This window comes from Mycobacterium sp. HM-7 (assembly GCF_053852335.1).
On sequence record NZ_CM132657.1, the window covers coordinates 4,637,273 to 4,658,605 of the forward strand.

General features: G+C 64.9%; 23 protein-coding genes. 13 read left to right on the forward strand and 10 right to left on the reverse strand.

The genetic code is table 11. From position 1 onward, the window contains the following. Window positions 1–117: 117 nt before the first annotated feature. On the forward strand, window positions 118–1,167 hold the full coding sequence (locus ACWW1C_RS22330) for an NADP-dependent oxidoreductase (RefSeq protein ID WP_455980306.1): 1,050 nt from the start codon (window positions 118–120) through the stop codon (window positions 1,165–1,167). A 216-nt stretch (window positions 1,168–1,383) separates the two neighbouring features. Here ACWW1C_RS22330 and ACWW1C_RS22335 read toward each other — a convergent pair whose 3' ends face one another. Continuing rightward, complete coding sequence (locus tag ACWW1C_RS22335; protein WP_455980307.1) at window positions 1,384–2,883, reverse strand: long-chain-fatty-acid--CoA ligase; 1,500 nt, start codon at window positions 2,881–2,883, stop codon at window positions 1,384–1,386. A gap of 263 nt (window positions 2,884–3,146) precedes the next feature. On the opposite strand from ACWW1C_RS22335, the gene ACWW1C_RS22340 reads away from it, so the two are divergent. Next, window positions 3,147–3,857 carry a TetR/AcrR family transcriptional regulator gene (locus ACWW1C_RS22340; protein ID WP_455980308.1) on the forward strand — a complete coding sequence of 237 codons (711 nt, stop codon included), beginning with the start codon at window positions 3,147–3,149 and terminating at the stop codon, window positions 3,855–3,857. A gap of 48 nt (window positions 3,858–3,905) precedes the next feature. Here the strand turns inward: ACWW1C_RS22340 and ACWW1C_RS22345 are convergent, their stop codons facing one another. From ACWW1C_RS22345 to ACWW1C_RS22360, 4 genes are all read right to left on the reverse strand, one after another. Beyond that, window positions 3,906–4,772 carry a mycofactocin-coupled SDR family oxidoreductase gene (locus ACWW1C_RS22345; protein WP_455980309.1) on the reverse strand — a complete coding sequence of 289 codons (867 nt, stop codon included), beginning with the start codon at window positions 4,770–4,772 and terminating at the stop codon, window positions 3,906–3,908. Window positions 4,773–4,854: 82 nt separating this feature from the next. Then, window positions 4,855–5,280, reverse strand: coding sequence for a VOC family protein (locus ACWW1C_RS22350; protein WP_455980310.1), 426 nt, complete (start codon window positions 5,278–5,280; stop codon window positions 4,855–4,857). Next, window positions 5,277–6,782: a CoA-acylating methylmalonate-semialdehyde dehydrogenase gene (locus ACWW1C_RS22355; RefSeq protein ID WP_455980311.1), complete on the reverse strand. Its 1,506-nt coding sequence runs from the start codon at window positions 6,780–6,782 to the stop codon at window positions 5,277–5,279. The genes ACWW1C_RS22350 and ACWW1C_RS22355 overlap by 4 nt, the downstream gene beginning before the upstream one ends. Window positions 6,783–6,833: 51 nt before the next feature. After that, window positions 6,834–7,397 (reverse strand): cupin domain-containing protein, encoded by a 564-nt coding sequence (locus ACWW1C_RS22360; RefSeq protein WP_455980312.1) that lies wholly within the window; start codon window positions 7,395–7,397, stop codon window positions 6,834–6,836. 253 nt (window positions 7,398–7,650) lie between these two features. Here ACWW1C_RS22360 and ACWW1C_RS22365 point away from each other — a divergent pair, with 253 nt between their 5' ends. From ACWW1C_RS22365 to ACWW1C_RS22400, 8 genes are all read left to right on the forward strand, one after another. Beyond that, window positions 7,651–8,109: a DUF3237 domain-containing protein gene (locus ACWW1C_RS22365; protein WP_455980313.1), complete on the forward strand. Its 459-nt coding sequence runs from the start codon at window positions 7,651–7,653 to the stop codon at window positions 8,107–8,109. A gap of 127 nt (window positions 8,110–8,236) precedes the next feature. Then, window positions 8,237–9,094 (forward strand): alpha/beta hydrolase, encoded by an 858-nt coding sequence (locus ACWW1C_RS22370; RefSeq protein ID WP_455980314.1) that lies wholly within the window; start codon window positions 8,237–8,239, stop codon window positions 9,092–9,094. 138 nt (window positions 9,095–9,232) lie between these two features. Beyond that, window positions 9,233–10,105 carry an LLM class F420-dependent oxidoreductase gene (locus tag ACWW1C_RS22375; RefSeq protein ID WP_455980315.1) on the forward strand — a complete coding sequence of 291 codons (873 nt, stop codon included), beginning with the start codon at window positions 9,233–9,235 and terminating at the stop codon, window positions 10,103–10,105. Window positions 10,106–10,265: 160 nt separating this feature from the next. Continuing rightward, entirely contained in the window at window positions 10,266–11,726 is a 1,461-nt protein-coding gene (locus ACWW1C_RS22380; RefSeq protein ID WP_455980316.1) for an FAD-dependent monooxygenase, read from the forward strand. 52 nt (window positions 11,727–11,778) lie between these two features. After that, window positions 11,779–12,486: a DUF899 family protein gene (locus tag ACWW1C_RS22385; protein ID WP_455980317.1), complete on the forward strand. Its 708-nt coding sequence runs from the start codon at window positions 11,779–11,781 to the stop codon at window positions 12,484–12,486. Continuing rightward, window positions 12,483–12,968, forward strand: a complete 486-nt coding sequence (locus ACWW1C_RS22390) for an SRPBCC family protein (protein ID WP_455980318.1) — start codon at window positions 12,483–12,485, stop codon at window positions 12,966–12,968. Before ACWW1C_RS22385 ends, ACWW1C_RS22390 begins: the two co-directional genes overlap by 4 nt. A 235-nt stretch (window positions 12,969–13,203) precedes the next feature. Continuing rightward, on the forward strand, window positions 13,204–13,659 hold the full coding sequence (locus ACWW1C_RS22395) for a DUF5994 family protein (RefSeq protein ID WP_455980319.1): 456 nt from the start codon (window positions 13,204–13,206) through the stop codon (window positions 13,657–13,659). Window positions 13,660–13,740: 81 nt separating this feature from the next. Further along, window positions 13,741–13,944 carry a cold-shock protein gene (locus ACWW1C_RS22400; protein WP_455980320.1) on the forward strand — a complete coding sequence of 68 codons (204 nt, stop codon included), beginning with the start codon at window positions 13,741–13,743 and terminating at the stop codon, window positions 13,942–13,944. A gap of 54 nt (window positions 13,945–13,998) precedes the next feature. On the opposite strand, the gene ACWW1C_RS22405 is transcribed toward ACWW1C_RS22400, so the two are convergent. After that, window positions 13,999–14,451 carry a DUF5994 family protein gene (locus tag ACWW1C_RS22405; RefSeq protein WP_455980321.1) on the reverse strand — a complete coding sequence of 151 codons (453 nt, stop codon included), beginning with the start codon at window positions 14,449–14,451 and terminating at the stop codon, window positions 13,999–14,001. A gap of 220 nt (window positions 14,452–14,671) precedes the next feature. Here ACWW1C_RS22405 and ACWW1C_RS22410 point away from each other — a divergent pair, with 220 nt between their 5' ends. Continuing rightward, complete coding sequence (locus ACWW1C_RS22410) at window positions 14,672–14,803, forward strand: hypothetical protein (protein ID WP_455980322.1); 132 nt, start codon at window positions 14,672–14,674, stop codon at window positions 14,801–14,803. Between the two features lie 28 nt (window positions 14,804–14,831). Here ACWW1C_RS22410 and ACWW1C_RS22415 read toward each other — a convergent pair whose 3' ends face one another. Beyond that, window positions 14,832–15,698: a MaoC/PaaZ C-terminal domain-containing protein gene (locus tag ACWW1C_RS22415; RefSeq protein ID WP_455980323.1), complete on the reverse strand. Its 867-nt coding sequence runs from the start codon at window positions 15,696–15,698 to the stop codon at window positions 14,832–14,834. An 88-nt stretch (window positions 15,699–15,786) separates the two neighbouring features. Here ACWW1C_RS22415 and ACWW1C_RS22420 point away from each other — a divergent pair, with 88 nt between their 5' ends. Both ACWW1C_RS22420 and ACWW1C_RS22425 read left to right on the forward strand, forming a co-directional pair. Continuing rightward, entirely contained in the window at window positions 15,787–17,799 is a 2,013-nt protein-coding gene (locus ACWW1C_RS22420; RefSeq protein WP_455980324.1) for an SDR family oxidoreductase, read from the forward strand. A 122-nt stretch (window positions 17,800–17,921) separates the two neighbouring features. After that, window positions 17,922–18,926 (forward strand): nucleoside hydrolase, encoded by a 1,005-nt coding sequence (locus ACWW1C_RS22425; RefSeq protein WP_455984395.1) that lies wholly within the window; start codon window positions 17,922–17,924, stop codon window positions 18,924–18,926. A 70-nt stretch (window positions 18,927–18,996) separates the two neighbouring features. On the opposite strand, the gene ACWW1C_RS22430 is transcribed toward ACWW1C_RS22425, so the two are convergent. The 3 genes from ACWW1C_RS22430 to ACWW1C_RS22440 form a co-directional block, all read right to left on the reverse strand. Then, a complete protein-coding gene (locus tag ACWW1C_RS22430; RefSeq protein WP_133427590.1) occupies window positions 18,997–19,419 on the reverse strand; it encodes an organic hydroperoxide resistance protein in 423 nt (140 codons plus the stop codon). 52 nt (window positions 19,420–19,471) lie between these two features. After that, window positions 19,472–19,903 carry a MarR family winged helix-turn-helix transcriptional regulator gene (locus ACWW1C_RS22435; RefSeq protein WP_455980325.1) on the reverse strand — a complete coding sequence of 144 codons (432 nt, stop codon included), beginning with the start codon at window positions 19,901–19,903 and terminating at the stop codon, window positions 19,472–19,474. A 67-nt stretch (window positions 19,904–19,970) separates the two neighbouring features. Then, window positions 19,971–21,275 (reverse strand): alpha/beta hydrolase family protein, encoded by a 1,305-nt coding sequence (locus tag ACWW1C_RS22440; RefSeq protein WP_455980326.1) that lies wholly within the window; start codon window positions 21,273–21,275, stop codon window positions 19,971–19,973. Between the last annotated feature and the right edge of the window lie 58 nt (window positions 21,276–21,333).

The window sequence follows — 21,333 nt, forward strand, 5'->3', positions numbered from 1 at the left end:
ATTAATAACGACTATGCGTTTACAGTCGATACAGGGCCTTGCCGTCATCCCTGCCGATGCGGTGCCGCACGCCCCGACGACCACCATTTCAGTCACCGCCGACGATGAGGATTCGCCATGACAACGCCCACCAACCGACTGTTCCGTCTACGGAGGCGGCCGCAAGGCCAGGTCACCGAACAAGATCTCGAGTGGGTCGAAGAGTCCATCCCCGATATCGCGGAGGGACAGGCATTGATCCGCACGCTGTACCTGTCACTCGACCCAACGAACCGCGTTTGGATGAGCCAGTTGCGTTCCTACATCCCGCCGGTCGAACTGGGTGCCGTGATGCGTGGCCTCGGCGTCGGACAGGTGGTCCAAAGCAGGCGAGACGATCTGCCCGTGGGCGCAATTGTCCTGGGCTTCACCGGCTGGCAAGACTACTGTGTCGCTGACGATTCCGTTCTGGAGATTCCGTTCACGGTTCTTCCTGACCCATTGCCGGCGCCGCTTCCCGCGTTCCTCGGAGTACTTGGCCACACCGGTATTTCAGCGTTCGTCGGTATCGAGCTGGGCGATCCCCAGCCCGGCGAGACGGTCGTCGTTTCTGCCGCAGGAGGCGCCGTCGGTTCAATCGCCGGTCAGTTGGCAAAACAGCGGGGCGCCCGCGTGGTCGGCATCGCCGGCGGCGCCGAGAAGTGCCGACACCTCGTGGAGGAACTGGGCTTCGACGCATGCGTCGACCGACACTCGGACAACTGGCGTGAGCAGCTCGACGAAGCTACCCCAGCGGGCATAGACGTGGACTTCGAGAATGTGGGCGGCCCGATCATGGATCACGTCCTGGGCCGGTTGAATATCGGGGCACGGGTATCGCTGTGTGGCCTGATCTCGGAGTACGACACCTACAACGACGACGGCGACCAACCGGGCCTGCGCAACGCAAACCAGTTGCTCATGCAACGGGCCACCCTGCGCGGCTTCATCGTCACCGACCACATCGACCGCTACGCCGAGATCATCGGTAAGCTCGCCGCGGCGCTGGGCGAAGGTTCGTTGACTTACGACGAGACCATCGTCGAAGGACTGGAGAACGCCCGGGACACGCTCAACCAAGCATTGTCCGGCGGAACACGAGGAAAAGCGGTCATCAAGGTCGCGTCTGACCCCTCTCCCGTCGGTTGATACGGCGAGAACGCTTGACCCGGTAGAGGATTCACCGGTTTGGCGTACACCTGGAGTCGTTGTCGTCCACAGATCCGCAGTACCCGGAAGTGGAAACCCGACTGCGCGAGCTGCTACCGGCAGTTCGCGCAGTCGGGTTGTTCGACGTACTCCAGCCCCGCTCTCCCACGCTCGCAGCGCTGGTCGACTACGATTTGAGACGAAAGCTACACTCGCTCAATCGATTCTGGTCGGGCTCTGAGGTTTCACCTCGCGTCGGAGGATCTTTCCCGTCGGGCCCTTGGGTACGGAGTCGACGAGCCATATCTCGCGCGGGTATTTGTATGCGGCGAGTCGGTCTCGGACAAAGGCCTTCAATTCTTCGGGTTCTGCGTGCGCCCCGCGTTTGAGGGCGACAGCCGCGCCGATCTCCTCGCCGAGGGATGCGTGCCTGATGCCGATCACCGCCGCTTCGGCCACAGCGGGATGTTCGTAGAGCACTTCCTCGACTTCGCGGGGATAGACGTTGTATCCACCCCGGATGATCAGATCTTTCTTCCGGTCGACAATGGTGTAGTACCCGTCGCCATCACGGGTGGCGATGTCCCCGGTCCGGAACCACCCATCGGGAATGGCTTCGGCCGTCGCCTCGGGCCGGTTCCAGTACCCCTTCATGACATTTTCACCCCGGATGGCGATCTCGCCGGGCAGGCCGTCAGGGACGTCCTCGCCGTGATCGCCGACGATCCGCAGCGCACAGCCCCGCACAGGTACGCCGATGGTGCCGGGCCTGCGCTGACGCCCGGGTTGGTTGAAGCAGGCGATGGGTGCCGTCTCCGAAAGCCCGTAGCCTTCGTAAATCTCGCAGTCGAACTTCTTCTCGAACGCCTTGAGAATCTCGACAGGCATGGGTGCGCCGCCAGTGATACACGTACGTAGCGAGGACATGTCGGTGTCATCCGCATCGGGTGAGTGCAGCATCGCGGCATACATGGTGGGCACGCCCTCGAGAACGGTCACTCGATCGCGGGACACAACCTGCAACGCCTTGACGGCGTCGAAGCGGGGTACGAGGGTGAGGAGGGCGCCTGCCTTGACCGCCGCATTGAGTCCGCAGGTGAGGCCGAAGACGTGGAACAAGGGCAAGCAACCAAGGATCACGTCTTCGGGCCCCACGTGGATCAATGTGTCCACTGTCGTCGCGGCGTTCGTCGACAGGTTCCGGTGGGTGAGTTCCGCTCCCTTGGGTTTCCCGGTGGTCCCGGAGGTGTAGAGGATGACGGCGGTGTCGTCGTCGCTTCGAACGGTCGCGTCATGGATTGGGCTGCCGGACAATTCGATTGGACCCGTGGCGGGTACTGATACCGAGCGAATCCCGACCTTCGCCGCCGCGGCCGCGACGACGGCATCGCCGTTGTCCAACCCGTACACCACTGTCATGCCCGAGTCGGTGAGGTAGTACTCGATCTCGCGCGCATTGAGCAGCGGATTCATGGGTACTACGACTGCGCCGGCCAGGAGAGCGCCGTAGAAGAGCACTGGGTAGGCAGGGACGTTGGGAAGCACGAGGCCCACCCGGTCGCCCGGAAGCACACCATGGGCTCGCAGTTCTCCGGCCACCGCCGCGGCCTGATGATGCAGCTGCCGGTAGGACAGGACGTAGTCGTCGAGTTTGACGGCCGGCCGGTCCCCATATTCGTGCGCAGTGGCGACGAGATTGGCTGCGAGATTAGTCACAGGTGACCCCTATTTCGAAATCGAGAGCGCGCATGCGATTTCCCACCCGGGGCGCGAATCTCGTTTGAGCGCAGGCAGAACGGCCGAATACGGGTAAGTCGGTTCGGGTCCGCGTGGCCTTCGAAGGCGAAGGCCGTTACAGCCAGCTTATACGGCATGTGCATTATAATCAACACGATGTCGATTATGGGAACTTGCGCGGCTGGTGCCGCGCGGTACACACCACCGCCGGTGTACCCCCTGCGAGGAGGACCTGACCTATCATGCTTCCTATGGCGTCCACTTCATCTTTCAGCCTGAGTGCAGCAGAAACGCGGGTGGGACGACGAAACATCAAGGGCGATAAACGCGAACAAGCCATCCTCGAAGGCGCTTACGACATGTTGCGCACGGTACCCCTGCGCAACATCTCCATCGACGATCTCACCAAGCGTGCGGGGCTTTCGCGGTCATCGTTCTACTTCTACTTCGAGTCCAAGTGGCAGGTCCTGTCTGCGCTGCTCTCGCGGGTCACAGCCGATGTGTTCCAGGCGTCGCAACTGATTTTCGAGCGCCCGGCCGGCATGCCGCCGGAAGCGGCCATCGAGCATGCCGTGAACGAGGTCATTCAGGTCTGGGAGCGGCATGGTCACGTCCTTCGTGAAGTAGGCGACGCCGCCGCGGCCGAGCCGGACCTACAGACGCAGTGGGACACGATTCTCGGTCGGTTTATCGATGCCGCCGCCGCAGGCATCGAGCGAGACAGAGAGACCGGCGTGGCCATCGACGGGCCACCGGCCAGGTCGTTGGCTGCCGCGTTGATGTGGATGGGTGAACGCAACCTCGGATTGATGAGTCTGCGCAGCGAGAACGCAATCCCGTTGGAGGACATGGCCGAGACGGTGACCACGATCTGGCTGCGGACGGTGTACGGCCTGGAGTGGAAGCCGCGTAAGGCCGCCAACAAACGCCGCAAGCCCTCTCCGAAGGCGTGATCGACGTCTGGGGAGAGGGCCTGCTGGACTTCTGGTGTTGCTCGGACCTTACTGGTTGTCCAGCGCCATTTTCGTCATGTTCAGCCCGGGCATGAGCATGTGGCCGCCTTCGACCAACATCTCCAGGCCTGTCGTCCAACGTGAGTCGTCGGAGGCAAGCCACAGCACAGCTTCGCTCATGGCCTCAGGCGGCAGCAGCCCCACGTCGCGCAGCAGCGCCCAGTACCTCGCGCCCTGCAGGTCTTCCTTCACGCCGTTGCCGGGTCCCTTTCCCGCACAAAGGTCATAGCCACCTTGCCAATCCAGGGCGGGCGTGTCGGTCGGTCCGGGAAGCAGCGAGTTGACCCGGATGCCGTACTGACCGAACTCGAGTGCCGCGCTCTTCGCCAACCCGAGCACGCCGTGTTTCGATGCCACGTAGTGGACGTAATGGGGAGATCCCTCGACGCCATTGCCCGACGACGTGATGATCACCGAACCACCTCCGCGCTCCTTCATGGCGGGAGTTACCGCCTTCAGAGTGCGCCAGGGTCCCATGATGTTGACGTCGAGCACATCCAGGAATTCGTCCTCGGGAATGTCCGCGAACGGGTGCACAGTCCAGATGCCGGCATTGGCGACTGCGACGTCGAGTCCGCCGAAGGCCTTGACGCCCTCAGCGACCAATTTGTCCAGCGGCGCCTGCTCGCGGACGTCGCCCTGGTGCGCGATGATTCGCCGACCCAGTGACTCGACTTCCTTGACGGTGATCTCGAGATCGGCCGCCGTACCAACGGGATACGGGACCCCTCCGTTGGCCGGGCAGTCGAAGGCGAGGATGTCCGCGCCTTCCTGGGCAAGGCGGATGGCGTGTGCTCGCCCCTGTCCCCGCGCCGCTCCGGTGACCAGCGCGACCTTTCCTTCCATGCGTCCCATGTCTACTCCTTTTCCTAGTTGTTTTATGTTGCGTTTCGTCCGGCGAGATCAGCTGTGGTGCAACGGATATCGGGCCAGCACCTCACTGGCTCGGCCGGATCAGCTGGAGCAGAACATCGATTCCGGGAGGCTCGGTCCAGACATGGGTGGCATCGCCCATCGGGATCGGCGCCGCGATCGGCTCTGGCCGCCCGGGCCCTCGGATGGCACAGCCCGCAAGTTCGGGACCATCGGCGTGGAGTAGCCGAAGTGCCAGGTGATCAAGTTTTGCCGGTGCTCCGCCCAGCGCCAGGTCAAGCGCACCCACATCGTGCATCGTGTACAGCTCGACCTCGGCGCCGGAAACGTTGAGGAATGCCGCGCTGAGGTTCATTGCCGGAATCTCGACCGCCCGAGCAACCTCGACCCCAAACCGATTGCACCAGTGCGTGAGTGCCGAGTCCAGGTCGCGTACCAGGATGCCGACATGGTCGAGTCGAGGGAGGTCGGCATCGGAAGGCGAGGTCATTGGCGGCCGGCCGCAACGAAGTTCGGAGCGAGGCCGCGCTTGGGTTCGGTCCAACGTTGGGTCACGACTTTGGACCTCGTGTAGAACCGGTAGCCGTCGTAGTTGAGCCCGTCGTCTCCGAAGCGCGAATCACCCCATCCGCCGAACCCGAACCAGGAAATCGGCACCGGGATCGGCACATTGATCCCTACGCTGCCCGCCAGGACGCCCCGGCTGAATCGGCGAGCAGCCGTCCCACTACCTGTGAAGATGACAGCGCCGTTCCCGTACGGATTGTCGTTGACGATCCGCAGCGCCTGGTCGAGATCTTCGGCGCGCACCACACTCAGGACCGGTCCGAACACTTCGTCGCGGTACAGATCGCTCTCGACGCTGACACCGTCGACCAGACTCGGGCCGATGAAGTAACCCGCTCCAGGTGTAGGCCGTTCGCGGCCGTCGACGACCAGTCGGCCGCCTTGTTCGACGGACCGCTCCAGCGCCCCACGGACCCGATCGAGAGCGCCCGCGGAAATCAACGGACCCATGTCGGTACCCAGCGCCGCACCTGGCCCCACCCTGAATGTGGTTGCGCGCTCGGCGATCTTGGCCACCAATGCATCTGCTGCCGAACCGACGGCGACCGCGACCGTCACGGCCATGCATCGCTGACCAGCGGCCCCGTAGGCCGCCGACACCAGCGCATCGGCGGCAGCATCGAGGTCGGCGTCGGGCAACACCACCAGATGGTTCTTGGCGCCTCCCAGTGCCTGCACCTTCTTGCCGGCCTCGGCCGCGCGCCGGTAGATCGCCCGCGCGACGGGGGTCGATCCGACGAACGACACCGCCGCGACATCTGGGTGGTCGATGAGCGCTTCGGCCGCCTCTATACCGCCGTGCACAACGTTGAGTACGCCGTCGGGCAATCCCGCATCGCTCGCGATTTGCGCCAATCGCACCGCTGCCGACGGCACCTGCTCACTTGGCTTGAGCACGAACGTGTTCCCGCACGCAATGGCGGCCGCAAACATCGACACCGGCACCATCACCGGAAAGTTGAACGGTGTGATACCGGCACACACGCCGAGCGGTTGCCGGAAGGAATACGTGTCCACGCCGTTCGCGACCTGCTCGGCGTACTCCCCTTTCAGCTGCTGCACAACGGAAAGCGACACGTCGACAGCTTCGATCGAGCGCGCCAACTCTCCCCGGGCATCGTCGAGCGTCTTGCCCTGCTCGGCCGTGATGATCCACGCCAAGTCGTCGATCTGCTCATGCAGCAACACCCGGAAGCGGTGCAGTATCGATGCGCGAGCAGGGCCTGGCGTGTCGCCCCAGGCCACCGCCGCGGTTCGCGCACTGGCGACAGCTTCGTCCACGACATCGGCACCTCCCAACGCCACTGTGCCGATCACGCGCCCCGTAGCGGGATCGTGGATCTCGGTTCGCGGCCCCGCTGCCGAGGAGACGGCCGCGCCGGCGATCCAATGCGGCACGGTGTCAAGGGAAATGTCGATGGTCACTGCAACTCCAATGGTCGAATGGCTGGAAACTGCTAGATACTCGAGACCGACTCACGCCTGCTGGGCGCGCGGGTGCGGCAGCTCCGGGAACATCTCCAGGCCGTAGTTGACCTTGAGGTTCTCGACCTCGGCCTGCACCTGCTCGGGCGTGCGAAGCTCACGGTTGCGCGCTTCGTAGAAGTACTTGTCGATGCCGCCGTTGGGCTCGAAGCCGTTGCTGTCGGGGCCGGGCACGAACACCACCAGAATCCGGGCTTCGTCACCGACCACCTCGTAGGTGTGCCGCTGATCCTTACGCCCCCAGACGAATTGGCCCTTTTTGGCGTTGTATGAACCGGCCTCGGTGTGAATCTTGATTTCGCCGTCCATCACGAAGAAGCCCTCTTCTTCGCGGTGGTGGATGTGCCACACCGGCTCGGTACCAGCCACCCAATTCGTCTCGATGACGATCAGCTGGCCGTTGGTGGATTCCCCGGTCGCGTGAATCCAAAAATCCACGCCCGTCATGAAGTCACCGGTCATGTTGAAGTGGATGTCCTCCCGGTGGGAGACGTAGCTCTCGCCGTCACGCGAAGTGGTCGGCTGGATCTGGTCGACGTCCGATGTCGTGGTCATGTCAATCCCTCTTCTGTCGTGTCGCTCCGTGCGCCGGTGCTCGGCGTCACGGCTTGGCAAAGTTGAGACTAGACTCACAGTCGATAGTAGTCAACGTAGTGTCCACTTTTGACGATTGCGCGGCCGCGGGCAGACGTCGGCTTGTCGCATCATCCTGCAATTCGACAATGTGTTGACTATTACAGACGCTTAGTGCACTCTCGGATCTATCGCGGGACGGAAAGCGGTCCCGCTCGAAAATGAGGATGAGACAATGAAGTTGGAGCCGGAGTTCGCTTACACCGCAGAGCTTGCCGAACCACAGATCGTGGGACCGGGCCCGTACGGACTGCGTCAGGTCCTCGCCGTCACCGGAGGCAAGGTCACCGGAAACCGGTTCAGCGGCACCGCCGCCCCCGGCGGCGGAGACTGGCTACTGGCCGGCGAGGACGGCTACGGCCGGCTCGACGTACGGGCCCAGTTCTACACCGACGACGGCGCGGTGATCTACATGAGCTACCAGGGACTGGTCGAGGTCAACGAAGCAGCCGCAGCCGCCCTCGGCGGCGCCGGCGGCGGCACCGACTTCGGTGACCACTACTTCGTCACCACCCCACGCCTGGAATGCGGAGACCCCAGGTACGCCTGGGTCAACCAGACCATCTTCGTCGGACAGGGACGCATCCAACCCGGACCCGTCGTCGAATTCCAGGTCTTCCGAGTCGCGCTGTGACATCGACCGACAGCCCGTCCGACTCTGGCGCACGCGGAGGACGACGGCGCGTATGAATGGGCTCCATCCGCAGGCCCAGCAGCTCGTGGACTCCCTGTCCGCACGCCCATCCGTACCACCTTGGGAGATGTCGATCGCGGCCTACCGGGAGGCCGGCGAGAGATTGATCGCGTTGGCGGGCACCGTCGATGAGCGTTGTACGGTAAAGGATTTGACGATCCCGGTGCGCCACGGGTTCGTCGCGGCACGCAGCTACCACCCACTCGGCAAGGCTTCCGCGCTGCCGGGCGTCGTTTATCTGCATGGGGGCGCTTTTGTCCGGGGCAGTCTGGACACGCACGATCGGTTCTGCCGAAAACTGTGTGTGCAGGGTGAACTCGTCGTTGTTTCCGTTGCATACCGGCTGGCACCAGAAGACAAGTTTCCCGCCGCCCACCACGACGCTGTCGACGCCACCTCTTGGGTCAGTGAGCATGCCGACAGACTCGGCATCGACGTCGAATCGCTTGCGATCGCGGGCGATTCGTCGGGAGGTGCACTGGCGGCAAGCGTCGCGCTCACGTCGCGGGAACAGGGCACCCCGATCAAAGCCCAGGGTCTGCTGTGTCCCGCACTCGATGCGACGATGAGCAGCGACTCCGTCGCGCGGCACCGCGAGGGCCCGTTCCTGACCCGGCCCGCACTGCAATGGGCGTATGACATGTACGTGCCTGACGTCGACGACCGTCATTCGGAGCTTGCCTCACCATTGCTGACGCGCGACCTCGTGGGTGCCCCGCCCGCGGTGATCGTCAGTGCTCAGATCGATCCTCTTGCCGATGACGCAGACCGCTACGGCAAAAGACTTGCCGCGGCAGGCGTCAAGGTTCGCGCCCACGAGTACGAGGGGATGCCACATGCCTTTCCGTTGCTGGCGGGCGTGCTCGACGCGGGCGATCATGCCATCACCGTATTCGCCAGAGAACTCGCAACGTTGCTCAGATAACAGTCCGTACGACTCGTGCCAAAGAGTCGCCGACTGATCAAACACGCACCGACACCGGGATTTACCGCACACGGCGTTGCGCCATTCTGGGCGCGGCGTCCCCTCAAACGGTAGTCCTGCATACAAAACGGAGTATCTGTGAGAACACGGCACGTTGATCGAGCCACGACCAAACCCGCTCTGGGCGCCTATGGCGTATTCGGGCTTTTGCAGCAGTGGAAACAACTGACCGCCAAACAGCTGCGGGAGATCGAGGCGCTCGGCTATGGCGCCATCTGGGCAGGCGGCTCACCGCCGGCCGAACTCGACTGGGTTGAGCCGATCCTTGAGCGGACCGAGAGGCTGACGGTGGCAACCGGCATCGTCAACATCTGGTCCTCGCCCGCCGGTCCGGTCGCCGAGTCGTTTCACCGCATCGAAGCAGCCCACCCAGGACGATTTCTGCTCGGTATCGGGGCCGGACATCCCGAGCTGATCGCCGAGTACAAGAAGCCCTATGACGCGCTCACCGAGTATCTGGACAAACTCGACGAATACGGCGTGCCCAGGGACCGGCGCGTCGTCGCCGCACTGGGCCCACAGGTGCTCAAGCTGGCCGCCCGCCGCAGCGCGGGAGCCCACCCCTACCTGACCACCCCACACCACACCGCTGAGTCGCGCGCATTGGTCGGACCGGATGCCTTCATCGCCCCGGAACACAAGGTGATCCTGACCACCGACGCCGCCGAGGCAAGGGCCGTCGCCAGCAAGGCGCTCGATGCCTACCTCAAAGGGACCAACTACGTGAACAACTGGAAGCGGTTGGGGTTCAACAACACCGACGTCGCCCCGCCCGGTAGCGACGCCCTGATCGACGCGCTCGTTGCCTATGGAAACACCGATGCCGTCGCAGCCAGACTTAGGCAACATCTGGCCGCCGGCGCAGACCACGTGCCCGTGCAGGTCCTCACGGGGGTCGACAAGCTGATTCCTGCGCTCGCCGAACTGGCCGGACCGCTGGGCCTCAACTGATCGAGCGCAGTCCCGACTCCGTGAAGGCGAGCCCGAGAAGTAACACCACCCCTCAGCTTCAACATATAGCGCACCCCGGGGCTTGTGGCAAGACCCCCCTCATGCTTCAGAATCGCTGGGCTGCAACGTAACTGCAGCTTGATCGTCTTGAGGGGGACGCATGACTGATACCGACGTGATCATCGTGGGCGCGGGACCGACGGGCCTGACGCTCGCCACCGAACTCTGCCTGGCCGGGGTCAAACCGCTTGTGCTGGATAGGCTCGCCGACATCCGCGAGGTCGCCAAAGCCGGGGGCATCGGTGGCCAGATCCTGAATCTGCTGCGCTACCGCGAACTCGGGGACCTGCTCAATGACGCGGCCGGCGAACCCGTCACCGCCAAACTTCCGTTCGGCGGTATCCACGTCGATCTCACGCAGCTGGACGAGTCACCGATGCAGGTGCAGCGCCTTCCCCAGCCTCAGCTGGAAGCACTCCTGCAGAACTACGCGCAAAATCTCGGCGTCGAGGTCCGACGCGGCCACGAAGTCACCGGTCTGAAGCAAGACGACGAGGCCGTGCACCTCGACGTCGTAGGCCCGGACTGTCCGTACCGCATCAGTGCGCAATACGTGGTCGGCTGTGACGGGGTCCGCAGCCGCATCCGGGAGCTGGCCGGCATCGGATTCCCGGGCACCGTCTATCCCGAGATCCACCGGCTGGCCACGGTTACCTGGCCGGCCGAGATCACGGTCCGCGACGATGACGCCTACGACGTCCCGGGTTACGGCCGGCTGCCGTGGGGCTACAGCCAGTTCGAGGGCGGCATCTTCGCCGTCGCGTCATCGGAACCCGGGCAGCTGGGGCTGTACACCAGCGAGGCCCCCGACCGCGAGTACGACGACGCCGTCCCGATGACACTGGAAGAATTTCGCGACAGCGTCCGCCGTGTACTTGGTGCCGACATTCCGCTCGGCGAGCCGAAACGGCTGACCCGCTTCACCTACGCGGCCCGGCACACCGAACGCTACGCGGCGGGCCGGGTGCTGCTGGCCGGTGACGCCGCGCACCAGATTCCGACCGGTGGCGTGGCGGTCTCGGCCGGAATGCTCGACGGCGTGAACCTCGGCTGGAAACTCGCCGCCACGCTGCAGGGCTGGGCACCGCCCGGGCTGCTCGACACGTACCACTCCGAACGCCACCTCGCCGGCGAGCGCCTACTGCTGCACTCCCAGGCGCAGGTGTCGTTGCGGCGTGGGCACGATCCTGCCGACGAGGCACTGCGAACAGTATTCAGCGAATTGGTTGCTGACGCGCCGGCCCTCGCACGGGTCGGCGCGATGATCGCCGCCTCCGACGTCCGTTACCCGATGCCCGGCACCGAGCCGCACTCCCTGGCCGGAGCCTTTGCGTCGGGCCTGCCCGACGACGTCGTACAGGCCCTGCGCGCGGCGCGACCCGTCTTCGTCGGGCCGCCCGAACTGTGCGAGGTCGCGGCGCCATGGGCGGACCGCGTCGACATCCTCACCAGCGATGCCGAGGCCCAGCTGATCCGCCCGGACGCGCACATCGCCTGGGCGGGCGCCTCGGCTTCGGGGCTGCGGGAGGCGCTGACGTATTGGTTCGGCGAACCGCGATGAATATTCGGTTCCGCCCCGGTCTACCCAATGAACGCAACCCTCAGGAGGCAACATGACGGAACAGACCGCCCTGCCACCGGTGGTCGACCAGGACACCTGGCGGGCCGCCCTCGACGACCTGCGCCGCCGCGAAAAGGCCGCGACGCGCGAACTCGACGCCATCGCCGCGCAACGACGCAAGCTGCCGATGGTCGAGCTGCCGGAGTACACGCTGGTCGGCGCTGACGGTCCGGTCCGGCTGGCCGATATCTTCGACGGCAGGTCGCAACTGATCGTCTACAACCACATGTGGACCAACGGCGCCGAGTGGCAGTGCTCCGGATGCACCGGCTACACCTCGCAATTCACGCGCCTGGATTTCCTGGCCAACTACGACGCCCGGTTCGTCGTCGTCACCAACGGACCTATCGAGGAAGCCCTGGCCTACAAGGCGAAAGTGGGCAACAAGATGGACTGGTACTCGTCGTCCGAGAGCAGCTTCGGGTCCGACATGGGCGCCCCGCCCGGCGCGGGCTTCGCCGTCAATGTGTTTCTGCGGCATGGCGATACGGTGTACCGCACCTGGCACACCGATGGCCGCGGCTGCGAACAGCTGGGCCACAGTTTCGCGTTGATCGACGTTCTGCCCTACGGCCGCCAGGAGCAGTGGCAGGATTCGCCCGACGGCTGGCCCCAGTCGCCGACGTACTCCAAATGGGCCAGTTCGCAGGACATTGCCCGCGCATACGGATCGAACGCACAGAACGGACAGAACCGATGACCAGCAACTCGACGACACAGGAACGCTACGTCGCCACCCGCACCATCGCCGCGCCGCCCGCGGCGGTCTTCGCCGTGCTGGCCAACCCTGCCCGGCACAAGGAGACCGAACCGGGCGACTGGGTCCGCGACGCCGTCGACTCCGCGCCGATCACGGGTGCGGGACAGGTGTTCGCCATGAACATGTACCTCGATCAGGCCGGCGGCGACTACGTCACCTACAACCGGGTGACGGAGTTCGACAAGGACACGACGATCGGCTGGTCGACCGGCACCCTGAACGAGTCGGGTGAGCACAACCCCGGCGGTTGGTGGTGGCGGTACGACCTGGCCCCGAACGGCGACGGCACAGACGTCACCCTGACCTACGACTGGGCCGGGACGCCGCAGGCCTTCCGCGACCAGATCGGCGGTATGCCGCCGTTCCCGATCGGATTCATCGAGGAGTCGCTGGCCGCCCTCGATCGTGCGGTGACGGGCTAGAACCCGAGGTCCTGCGCTGCCCGCCTGTGTACGACGCGACCCCTTGTGCCACAAGGAATTCGCCGGATCAGGCGGGCAGCTTCATCTCGCGTTCCACCCGACGACATTTGGACAGCCACGAATTCCGGGTATGCTTGTGACCGTTGGCGGTATTTCGTCGCGTGGCTGGTCAAAGCCACGCCGTCGCCGATTCGATGAAGTTTGACCGGTTCGCGGTCAAGGCAGGAGCGTCGGAATGGCGCCGCAACATGACCAAACGACCCTAACCCACCGCACATCACCCGAACACACACCGCGATTACGGTTGAAGCCCAAGGCTCCCCACAGCGGATATGTGGACGGGGCATGGTGGCCCCACACCAGCAATCTCAGCAACGAACTGCCGGACCTGTTGGCCGTGCTGTCTGTTCGCCTCGGAAGGATCGACCGCGTCTTGTACAACGTCGACGAGTGGTCGGCCACCCCCGCCAAACTCGCGACCGGCGGACGACGCGTGCACCTCGACGGATACCAACGTCAGCCGCGGAACACTGTCGAAGTTGTCGGCCTCGACCGCGACAAGATCGTGCTCCTGACGGTCCCAGCCAACACAGATGCGGCAGAAGCCCATTCAGCGCTCATGAGCGCCGCGCGGCCCGACAACCGCTCAAGGGTGCTGGACATCCTGGCAACGGCGCAGCACGCCGACTGACTCTCCCAGGGATTTTTCCTGTGGCGCAATAGATTTGGATGCAAAAAATCGCATTCATCATGAAAAGAAAGCAGTTATCGCATGACCGAAGGAACCGTGAAGTGGTTTAACAACGAAAAGGGCTTCGGCTTCATCGCCCCAGATGGCGGTGCGCCGGACGTTTTCGTTCACCATTCCGAGATCCAGACCGGCGGCTTCCGCTCGCTGGAAGAAAACCAGCGCGTGAAGTTCGAGGTCACCGCAGGAGCCAAGGGCCCGCAAGCCGTAGGCGTCACCGCTCTCTGAGCGTCACTGACTGAGCAACACTGAACCCTTGGATTGATACGGCGTTATCCCGTATCAATCCAAGGGTTTTTCCACAATCCGCTGCCGCCGCGCGGCGGTCAAGATTTCTTCCGCAGTCTGCAGCATCGTGTCTTCGCCGCGACGTGGCTCAACCGGTAGTCCGGCCGCGCGCCGCAACACCATGCCGGCCAGCGCGCTGTTGGTTGTGCTCGGCACGATAAGCAGATTCGCACTGGCGTCCGATCCACCAACGACAATGATGTGTTGCGGCTTGGTGCGCCAGTCCCGCCAGTTGAGATTCGGCGGATTGTGCAATGGCGACCAATTGAGGCTGACGTCAACGACTTTCCCCAATCGGCTTTCCAGAACCCCGATCATGCCGGCCAATTCATCGGCGAGGGCCGCGGTGTACGGCCACCACGCACCGTCGATCCGACGACCGAGATCGTATGCCAGGCATAGCCGAATGGGTTTCTCGGGCCGACGTCTTTGCGTGAGATACGCCATCAGATCACCGTGGAACGCGGGAGCAGGTGGGCGCGCCATCTCATGGAGAATCCTTACTTCGATGCCGCGACCACCCCACCGCCAGCATGGCGACCGGCAGTCACACGACTTCCATCACCAACGCTACGCCGCATACGTCAACGCAATGCTCAACCCACGCCCCGAGTAGACGTAGACTCAACAGATGGCGCCGAAATGCCCCCGATGCGGCAGCACCGGCATGTATCCACTGACAAACATCATCCAGAAACCCGCCGCCACCGGCGGGCGGCGATGGGAATGCGTTGATTGCGGCAAGAACGTCTACCGCAATGGGCCCGACCCCGATACGCCCGCGGCAGACGGCCACTGAGACTTCACGCCGCTGACGCGCGGAGTTATCAGTCGCTGTACTCCGCAGTCCCGTCCTCGAGAACCAGCCGGGCGTTGCTGCCGTCGGCCCCGGCCGCCTCGGTGCGGAACACCGCGTGTCCGGGCTCGGTGCGCCAGACCGATGTCGTCAACGTCTCGCCCGGGAACACCGGAGAGGTGAAGCGCGCTCCGACGGCCTTGATCTTCGACGCGTCGCCACCACCGAGTTCGGCGACCAACACCCGGCCGGCCACGCCGTAGGTGCACAGGCCGTGCAGGATCGGCTTCGGAAAACCGGCCAGGGTCTGTGCGAACCACGGGTCGCTGTGCAGCGGGTTCCGGTCGCCGGACAGCCGGTAGATCAGCGGCTGGTCCTCGGTGGTCGCCAACGCCACCACCGCGTCGGCCGGACGGTCCGGAATCTCCGGAGCCGGAGCCCGTTCCCCTGGCTGTCCACCGAAGCCGCCCTCGCCACGGATCACCGCGGTCGACAGGGATTCGGCGATCACGTTTCCGTCGTCGTCGGTGCCGGTGCCCTTGAACGTCAGGATGGCGTTCTTGCCCTCACCCTTGTCCTGGATGTCGACCACCTCCGAGGTGACGTTGAGCCGTCCCGACGGTGGCAGGGGCGCATGCAGCCGAATCTGCTGGCTGCCGTGCAGCAACTTGCCGAAATTGAAGCTGCCGACCTCTCCGACAGCACCCCAGGCCGGGCACGCGATCACCGCATAGGTGGGCAGTACCTGCTGGTCGATGTCGTGGCTGTTCTCGGTGGTGAAGGCCAAATCCTTCGTCCCGCAACCGACTCCGAGTGCATAGAGCAGGGTGTCGCGTTCGGTCCATTCGAAAGGCTGCGGTGCGGTCTTCGCTCCGACGGCATCGGGGTTGATCGGCATTCGGCGGTTCTCCCTCAAGAGTGCGTGTGACAAATTCGGACCCTACGCGCTATTGACCTCGGCGCGCGACAGGTTCACGATGACTCGCATGCGATATGTCGTTACCGGCGGTACCGGGTTTATTGGTCGCCGCGTCGTCAGCCGGATTCTGGCTCAGCACGACGAAGCCGAAGTGTTCATTCTCGTCCGTCGGGGCTCACTGGCCCGATTCGAGGAACTGGCCGCGGACTGGGGTGACCGGGCGAAACCGCTGGTCGGCGACCTCACCTCCGCGGGTCTGGGCCTGTCCGATCTCGCCGATCTGGGCCCGGTCGACCACGTGGTGCACTGCGCCGCGATCTATGACATGACCGTCGACGCCGCCACTCAGCGGGCCGCCAACGTCGAGGGCACCCGGGCGGTGATCGAGTTGACCCGCGCCCTGAATGCGACCCTGCACCACGTGTCGTCGATCGCGGTGGCGGGCAACTACCCGGGAATTTTCACCGAGGACGACTTCGACGTCTCGCAGGAGCTGCCGACGCCGTACCACCAAACCAAGTTCGAGGCTGAACAACTCGTGCACGCCACCCCCGGCCTGCGCTACCGGGTGTACCGCCCGGCCGTGGTGGTCGGAGACTCCCGGACCGGTGAGATGGACAAGGTCGACGGTCCGTACTACTTCTTCGGGGTGCTGTCCCGACTGGCGGCGCTCCCCAAGTTCACGCCGATGATGGTGCCCGACACCGGCCGTACGAACATCGTGCCCGTGGATTACGTGGTGGACGCCTTGGTCGCGCTGATGCACGCCGACGGCCGCGACGGCCAGACATTCCACCTGACGTCGCCGAAACCGATTGGGCTCAAAGATATCTACCGCGGCGTTGCTCAAGAGGCCGGTCTGCCACCGTTGCGCGGCACGCTGCCGAAGGCCACCGCAGCCCCGGTACTCAAGGCGACCGGCCGGGCCAAGATCCTGCGCAACATGGCGGCCACCCAGCTGGGCATCCCCGGCGAGGTGCTCGACGTCGTCGACCTGGCGCCGTCGTTCGCCTCGGAGAAGACCATTGCAGCGCTGCAAGGCACCGGCATCGTCCTGCCCGAATTCGCTTCGTACGCACCGAAACTGTGGCGTTACTGGGTCGACCACCTGGACCCGGACCGGGCCCGCCGGGACGATCCGCGTGGCCCGCTGGTCGGCCGCAACGTGATCATCACCGGCGCCTCGAGCGGCATCGGGCGGGCCTCGGCCATCGCCGTCGCCGAACGCGGCGGCCGCGTGTTCGCGCTCGCCCGTAGCGCCGAGGCGCTCGATGAGCTGGTCACCGAGATTCGCCAATTCGGTGGTGAGGCATATGCTTTCACCTGCGATGTGGCCGACGGCGGCTCGGTCGAGCACACCGTCAAGGACATCCTGGGACAGTTCGGCCACGTCGACTACCTGGTGAACAACGCCGGCCGCTCGATCCGTCGTTCGGTGGTCAACTCGACCGACCGCTTCCACGACTACGAGCGCGTGATGGCGGTCAACTACTTCGGCGCGGTCCGGATGACGCTGGCGCTGCTGCCGCACTGGCGCGAACGCCGGTTCGGTCACGTGGTCAACGTGTCGAGCGCCGGCGTGCAGGCCAACAGCCCGAAGTACAGCGCGTATCTGCCGAGCAAGGCGGCGCTGGACGCCTTCTCGGAAGTGGTTGGCACCGAGACCCTTTCGGATCACATCACCTTCACGAACATCCACATGCCGTTGGTGGAGACGCCGATGATCGCACCGTCGAAGCGGCTGAACCCGATGCCGCCGATCACCCCGGAGCACGCCGCGGCGATGGTGGTGCGTGGCCTGGTCGACAAACCGGCCCGCATCGACACCCCGATGGGCACGCTGGGTGATCTCGGAAACTACTTCACCCCCAAGCTGTCTCGCCGCGTCCTGCACCAGCTGTACCTGGGTTACCCGGATTCGGCGGCGGCCCGCGGTGTCACCGAAACCCCGCCTCCGGCGCCGGTGGCCGACCGTCCGCGCAGTCCCCGCCGACCCAAGCGGCCTCTCGCGGTCAGGAGGGTCAGGGTGCCCCGACCGGTCAAGTCCGCGGTGCGCCTGATCCCCGGCGTGCATTGGTAGCCGGCGTGCACCGGTAACGGCCCGGCTCTAAGGTTGGCGACGTGACAGGGGGCCTACTTCCCGCCGGCCGTGCGAGGGTGCAACCGGTTTTTGCTGACGTCGACACCGGCGTAGACGACGCGATGGCGCTGGCCTACCTACTGGCCAGCGCCGACGCGGATTTGGTCGGCATCGCATCGACGGCCGGCAACGTCCCGGTCGACCAGGTATGCGTCAACAATCTCGGGTTGCTGCAGCTGTGCGGCGCCGGCCCCATCCCGGTGTCGCGGGGCGCGAGCGTCCCACTGGTCGCGCCGCTGCGGACTGCCGAGGACACCCACGGCCCGCAGGGTCTCGGCTACGCGGAACTACCCGAGCCCAGTGCCGAGCCGGAATCCGGCGGTGTGCTCACCGAGTACGACGCCGCCGAGGCCTGGATCCAGGCCGCACGCGAATACCCGGGCGAGTTGATCGGTCTCGTCACCGGTCCACTGACCAACTTCGCATTGGCGCTTCGCCTGGAACCGTCGCTCCCCCGACTGCTACGACGGCTCGTGATCATGGGCGGGGCCTTCGACTACCGGGGCAACACCACGCCGGTGTCCGAATGGAACATCAGCGTGGACCCCGAAGCCGCGGCCGAGGTGTTCTCGGTCTGGGGCGCGGCGTGGGGTCTGGAGGTCCCGGCTCATCTGCCAATTGTGCTGGGGCTCAACCTGACCGAGAACGTCGCGATGACGCCGTCACTGCTGAGCCGGCTGTCGACCGCCGCGGGGGGACCGTCATCGCCGATGAGCGTGTTGGATGATCGCGGCACGCGGTCGACGTCGTCCAATCCGCTGATCCGGGTACTGGAAGACGCCATGCGGTTCTACTTCGAGTTCCATTTCGACCAGGGCGAGGGCTATCTGGCGCACCTGCACGATCCGCTCGCGGCAGCGGTCGCCCTGGACCCGGACATCGTCCGGTACCAGCGGGCGACGGTCGACGTGGAGCTACTGGGCACCTTGACCCGCGGCATGACGGTCGCCGACTGGCGTGGGCACTGGGGGCGCCAGCCCAACGCCTACATCGGGGTCGAGGTCGACCCGGTGGCGTTCTTCGACCGGTTCATCGAGCGCGTCGGGGCCTTCGCATTCAGTCTGTAACGCCGAAAGGCCACCTATGACACCGAAGTTCGCGATTCTCGTGTCGTAGGTGGCCAGTCGGCGCCGAAGGTCAGTCGTCGGTGACGGTGATCTTGACGTCGATGTTGCCGCGGGTGGCGTTGGAGTAGGGGCAGACCTGGTGCGCCTTGTCGGCCAGCTCTTGCGCGGCGTCGTGGTCCAGGTTGGGCAGGGTGATCTCCAGTTCTACCGCCAGGCCGAACCCGCCGTTGTCCAGCTGTCCGAGCGAAACCCGGGCGCCCACAGACGAATCGGTGACATCCGCCTTGGCTTCGCGGGCGACCAGCCGCAGCGCCGAGTGGTAGCACGCGGCGTAGCCGATGGCGAACAACTGCTCGGGGTTGGTGCCGTTGCCGCTGCCACCCATCTCCTTCGGGATGGCCAGGTCCAGGTCCAGCTTGCCGTCCGAGGTGCGGCCGTGGCCGTCGCGGCCTTCGCCGGTGGCCAGGGCTTCTGCGGTGTAAAGGGTCTTCATGTCGATCTCCTTGCGGTGGTTGGTGCACGGTGACGCGGGATGCGTCGGTGAATCAGTGCGATGCGGTGAGCGCATCGGTCAATCGGCGGATCGCGTCGCGCAGGTCCGCGGCGTCCTGCTCGGTGATGCCGGCCCGGGCGCCCAGCTGTTCGGGAATGCACTGGGCCTTGGCTTCGAGCTTGCGGCCGGCCGGGGTGAGGCTCACCTCGACCTGACGTTCGTCCTGCAGCGACCGTTCACGACGGATGAATCCGCCCGCTTCCAGCCGTTTCAGTAGCGGTGAGAGAGTCCCCGAATCCAGCTGCAGCCGCTCGCCCAACCGCCCGACCGTCGCCCGATCCTCTTCCCACAGCACCAGCAGCACCAGGTACTGCGGGTAGGTGAGGTTCAGCTCGGACAGGATCGGCCGGTAGGCCGCCGTCATCGCCCGCGACGCCGAGTACAAGGCGAAGCAGAGTTGGCGGTCCAAGGCGAGTGCGTCCACATGAAGAACTATAGACCACGATTTAGTTGTGCACAACCATTATCTCTCGGGCGGCCCGGCGCGCACCTCAGCCGAGGTGCCGCTGGAGCCAATCGACGCTCGTGGCGAGCCATTCGCTGTAGTGCCCCATGGCGCAGTGGTCGTCATTGGGATACAGGATCAGTTCGCCGTTCGGCACCGCGTCGGCGAGGTCGACGGAGTCTTGCGTCGAGACGAGGGTGTCGGTGTCACCGTTGATCACGAGCAGCGGCACCGTGAGGTCGGGATAGAGGGCTTCGAGCGACAAGGCGTGCAGTCGCCTACCCAGATCGATGAGACTCGTTGCGCCGGTGGTGTTGCGCAGGGTTTCCAGAATGATCGCGGGCTTACCGAAGGTGGCCGTCGGCCTGAAGCTGCGGTGATAGAGGCCGCCGTTGGCGACCGCCGCCTTGATTCGCTTGTCCCGCGCGGCCATTCGCGCCGACCAATGTGCGCCGAAGCTGACGCCGACCATGCCGATTCTGTCGGCGTCGACGCGAGGGTGTGCGGCCAGGTGATCAAGCATTGCCGCGTATAGGTTTTCAGATTCGACAGAGAGCGGCTTACGGTAGGCGTAGGTGCTGGGCATCTCCATCGTGACGACCGCCATGCCGTTGTGGCGGTACTTCAGGATCGGGATCGCGACCTCCTGGATGGCGCCCTCCAGACCGTTGGTGATCAGGACCGTCGCCGCGGGTTCGCTCCCGGCCGGGAACGCCGCGTAGCCCTTGATGGTTTCCCCCTCGGCATGCAGCGTGATGACCTCGACGTCAATGCCCATGGCCGGCGCCAGCGCGCGGATCAGCGAGTCGAACAGGCAGTGCGACTCGGCGTAGGCCTGCAGTCGCCGCGGCGTCCAGCCCGGCCACGACGCGACGAACAGGTAGGTCATGGCTTTGACCAGTTCGTCGATGACGACGGCGGCATCGACGTGGTCGGGGTTGCCGGCGATGAACGACGTAACCACTTGCCCGACGGTTTCCGGTGAGCGTTCGGCGAAGACATCGACCGCCGGCGCCAGCACGTCGCCGAGCCGAGCGACCAGGTCATCGTCGGCCGGTACGAGCAGCTCGCTTGGGGCGGGGCCACCCAACCGCTCCAGCGCGGGCGCGGCGATATCGAGGTGGTCGACGGCGAGTGCGCGCCAGTAGTCCGACCACGCTTCGTCGTCGAACGAACGACATTCCCGCAGCTGGATTGCAAAGAGCCGCTTGTCGATTCCACCCATGTTGGCGAACCGGTCGACGGTCAGCTCCGGTAGGAAATAGCCGACACCGAATCGCCGCGCGGCTTGTTCGGTTGTGCCTGTCAGCGCGCAGAGGCTGACGATCAGATTCTTGGCAACGCGTGACATGAGGGGCCTCCGGTCGGGGTGTGACAGTGCACCGATGGTAGACAGACATTTCCCGTTA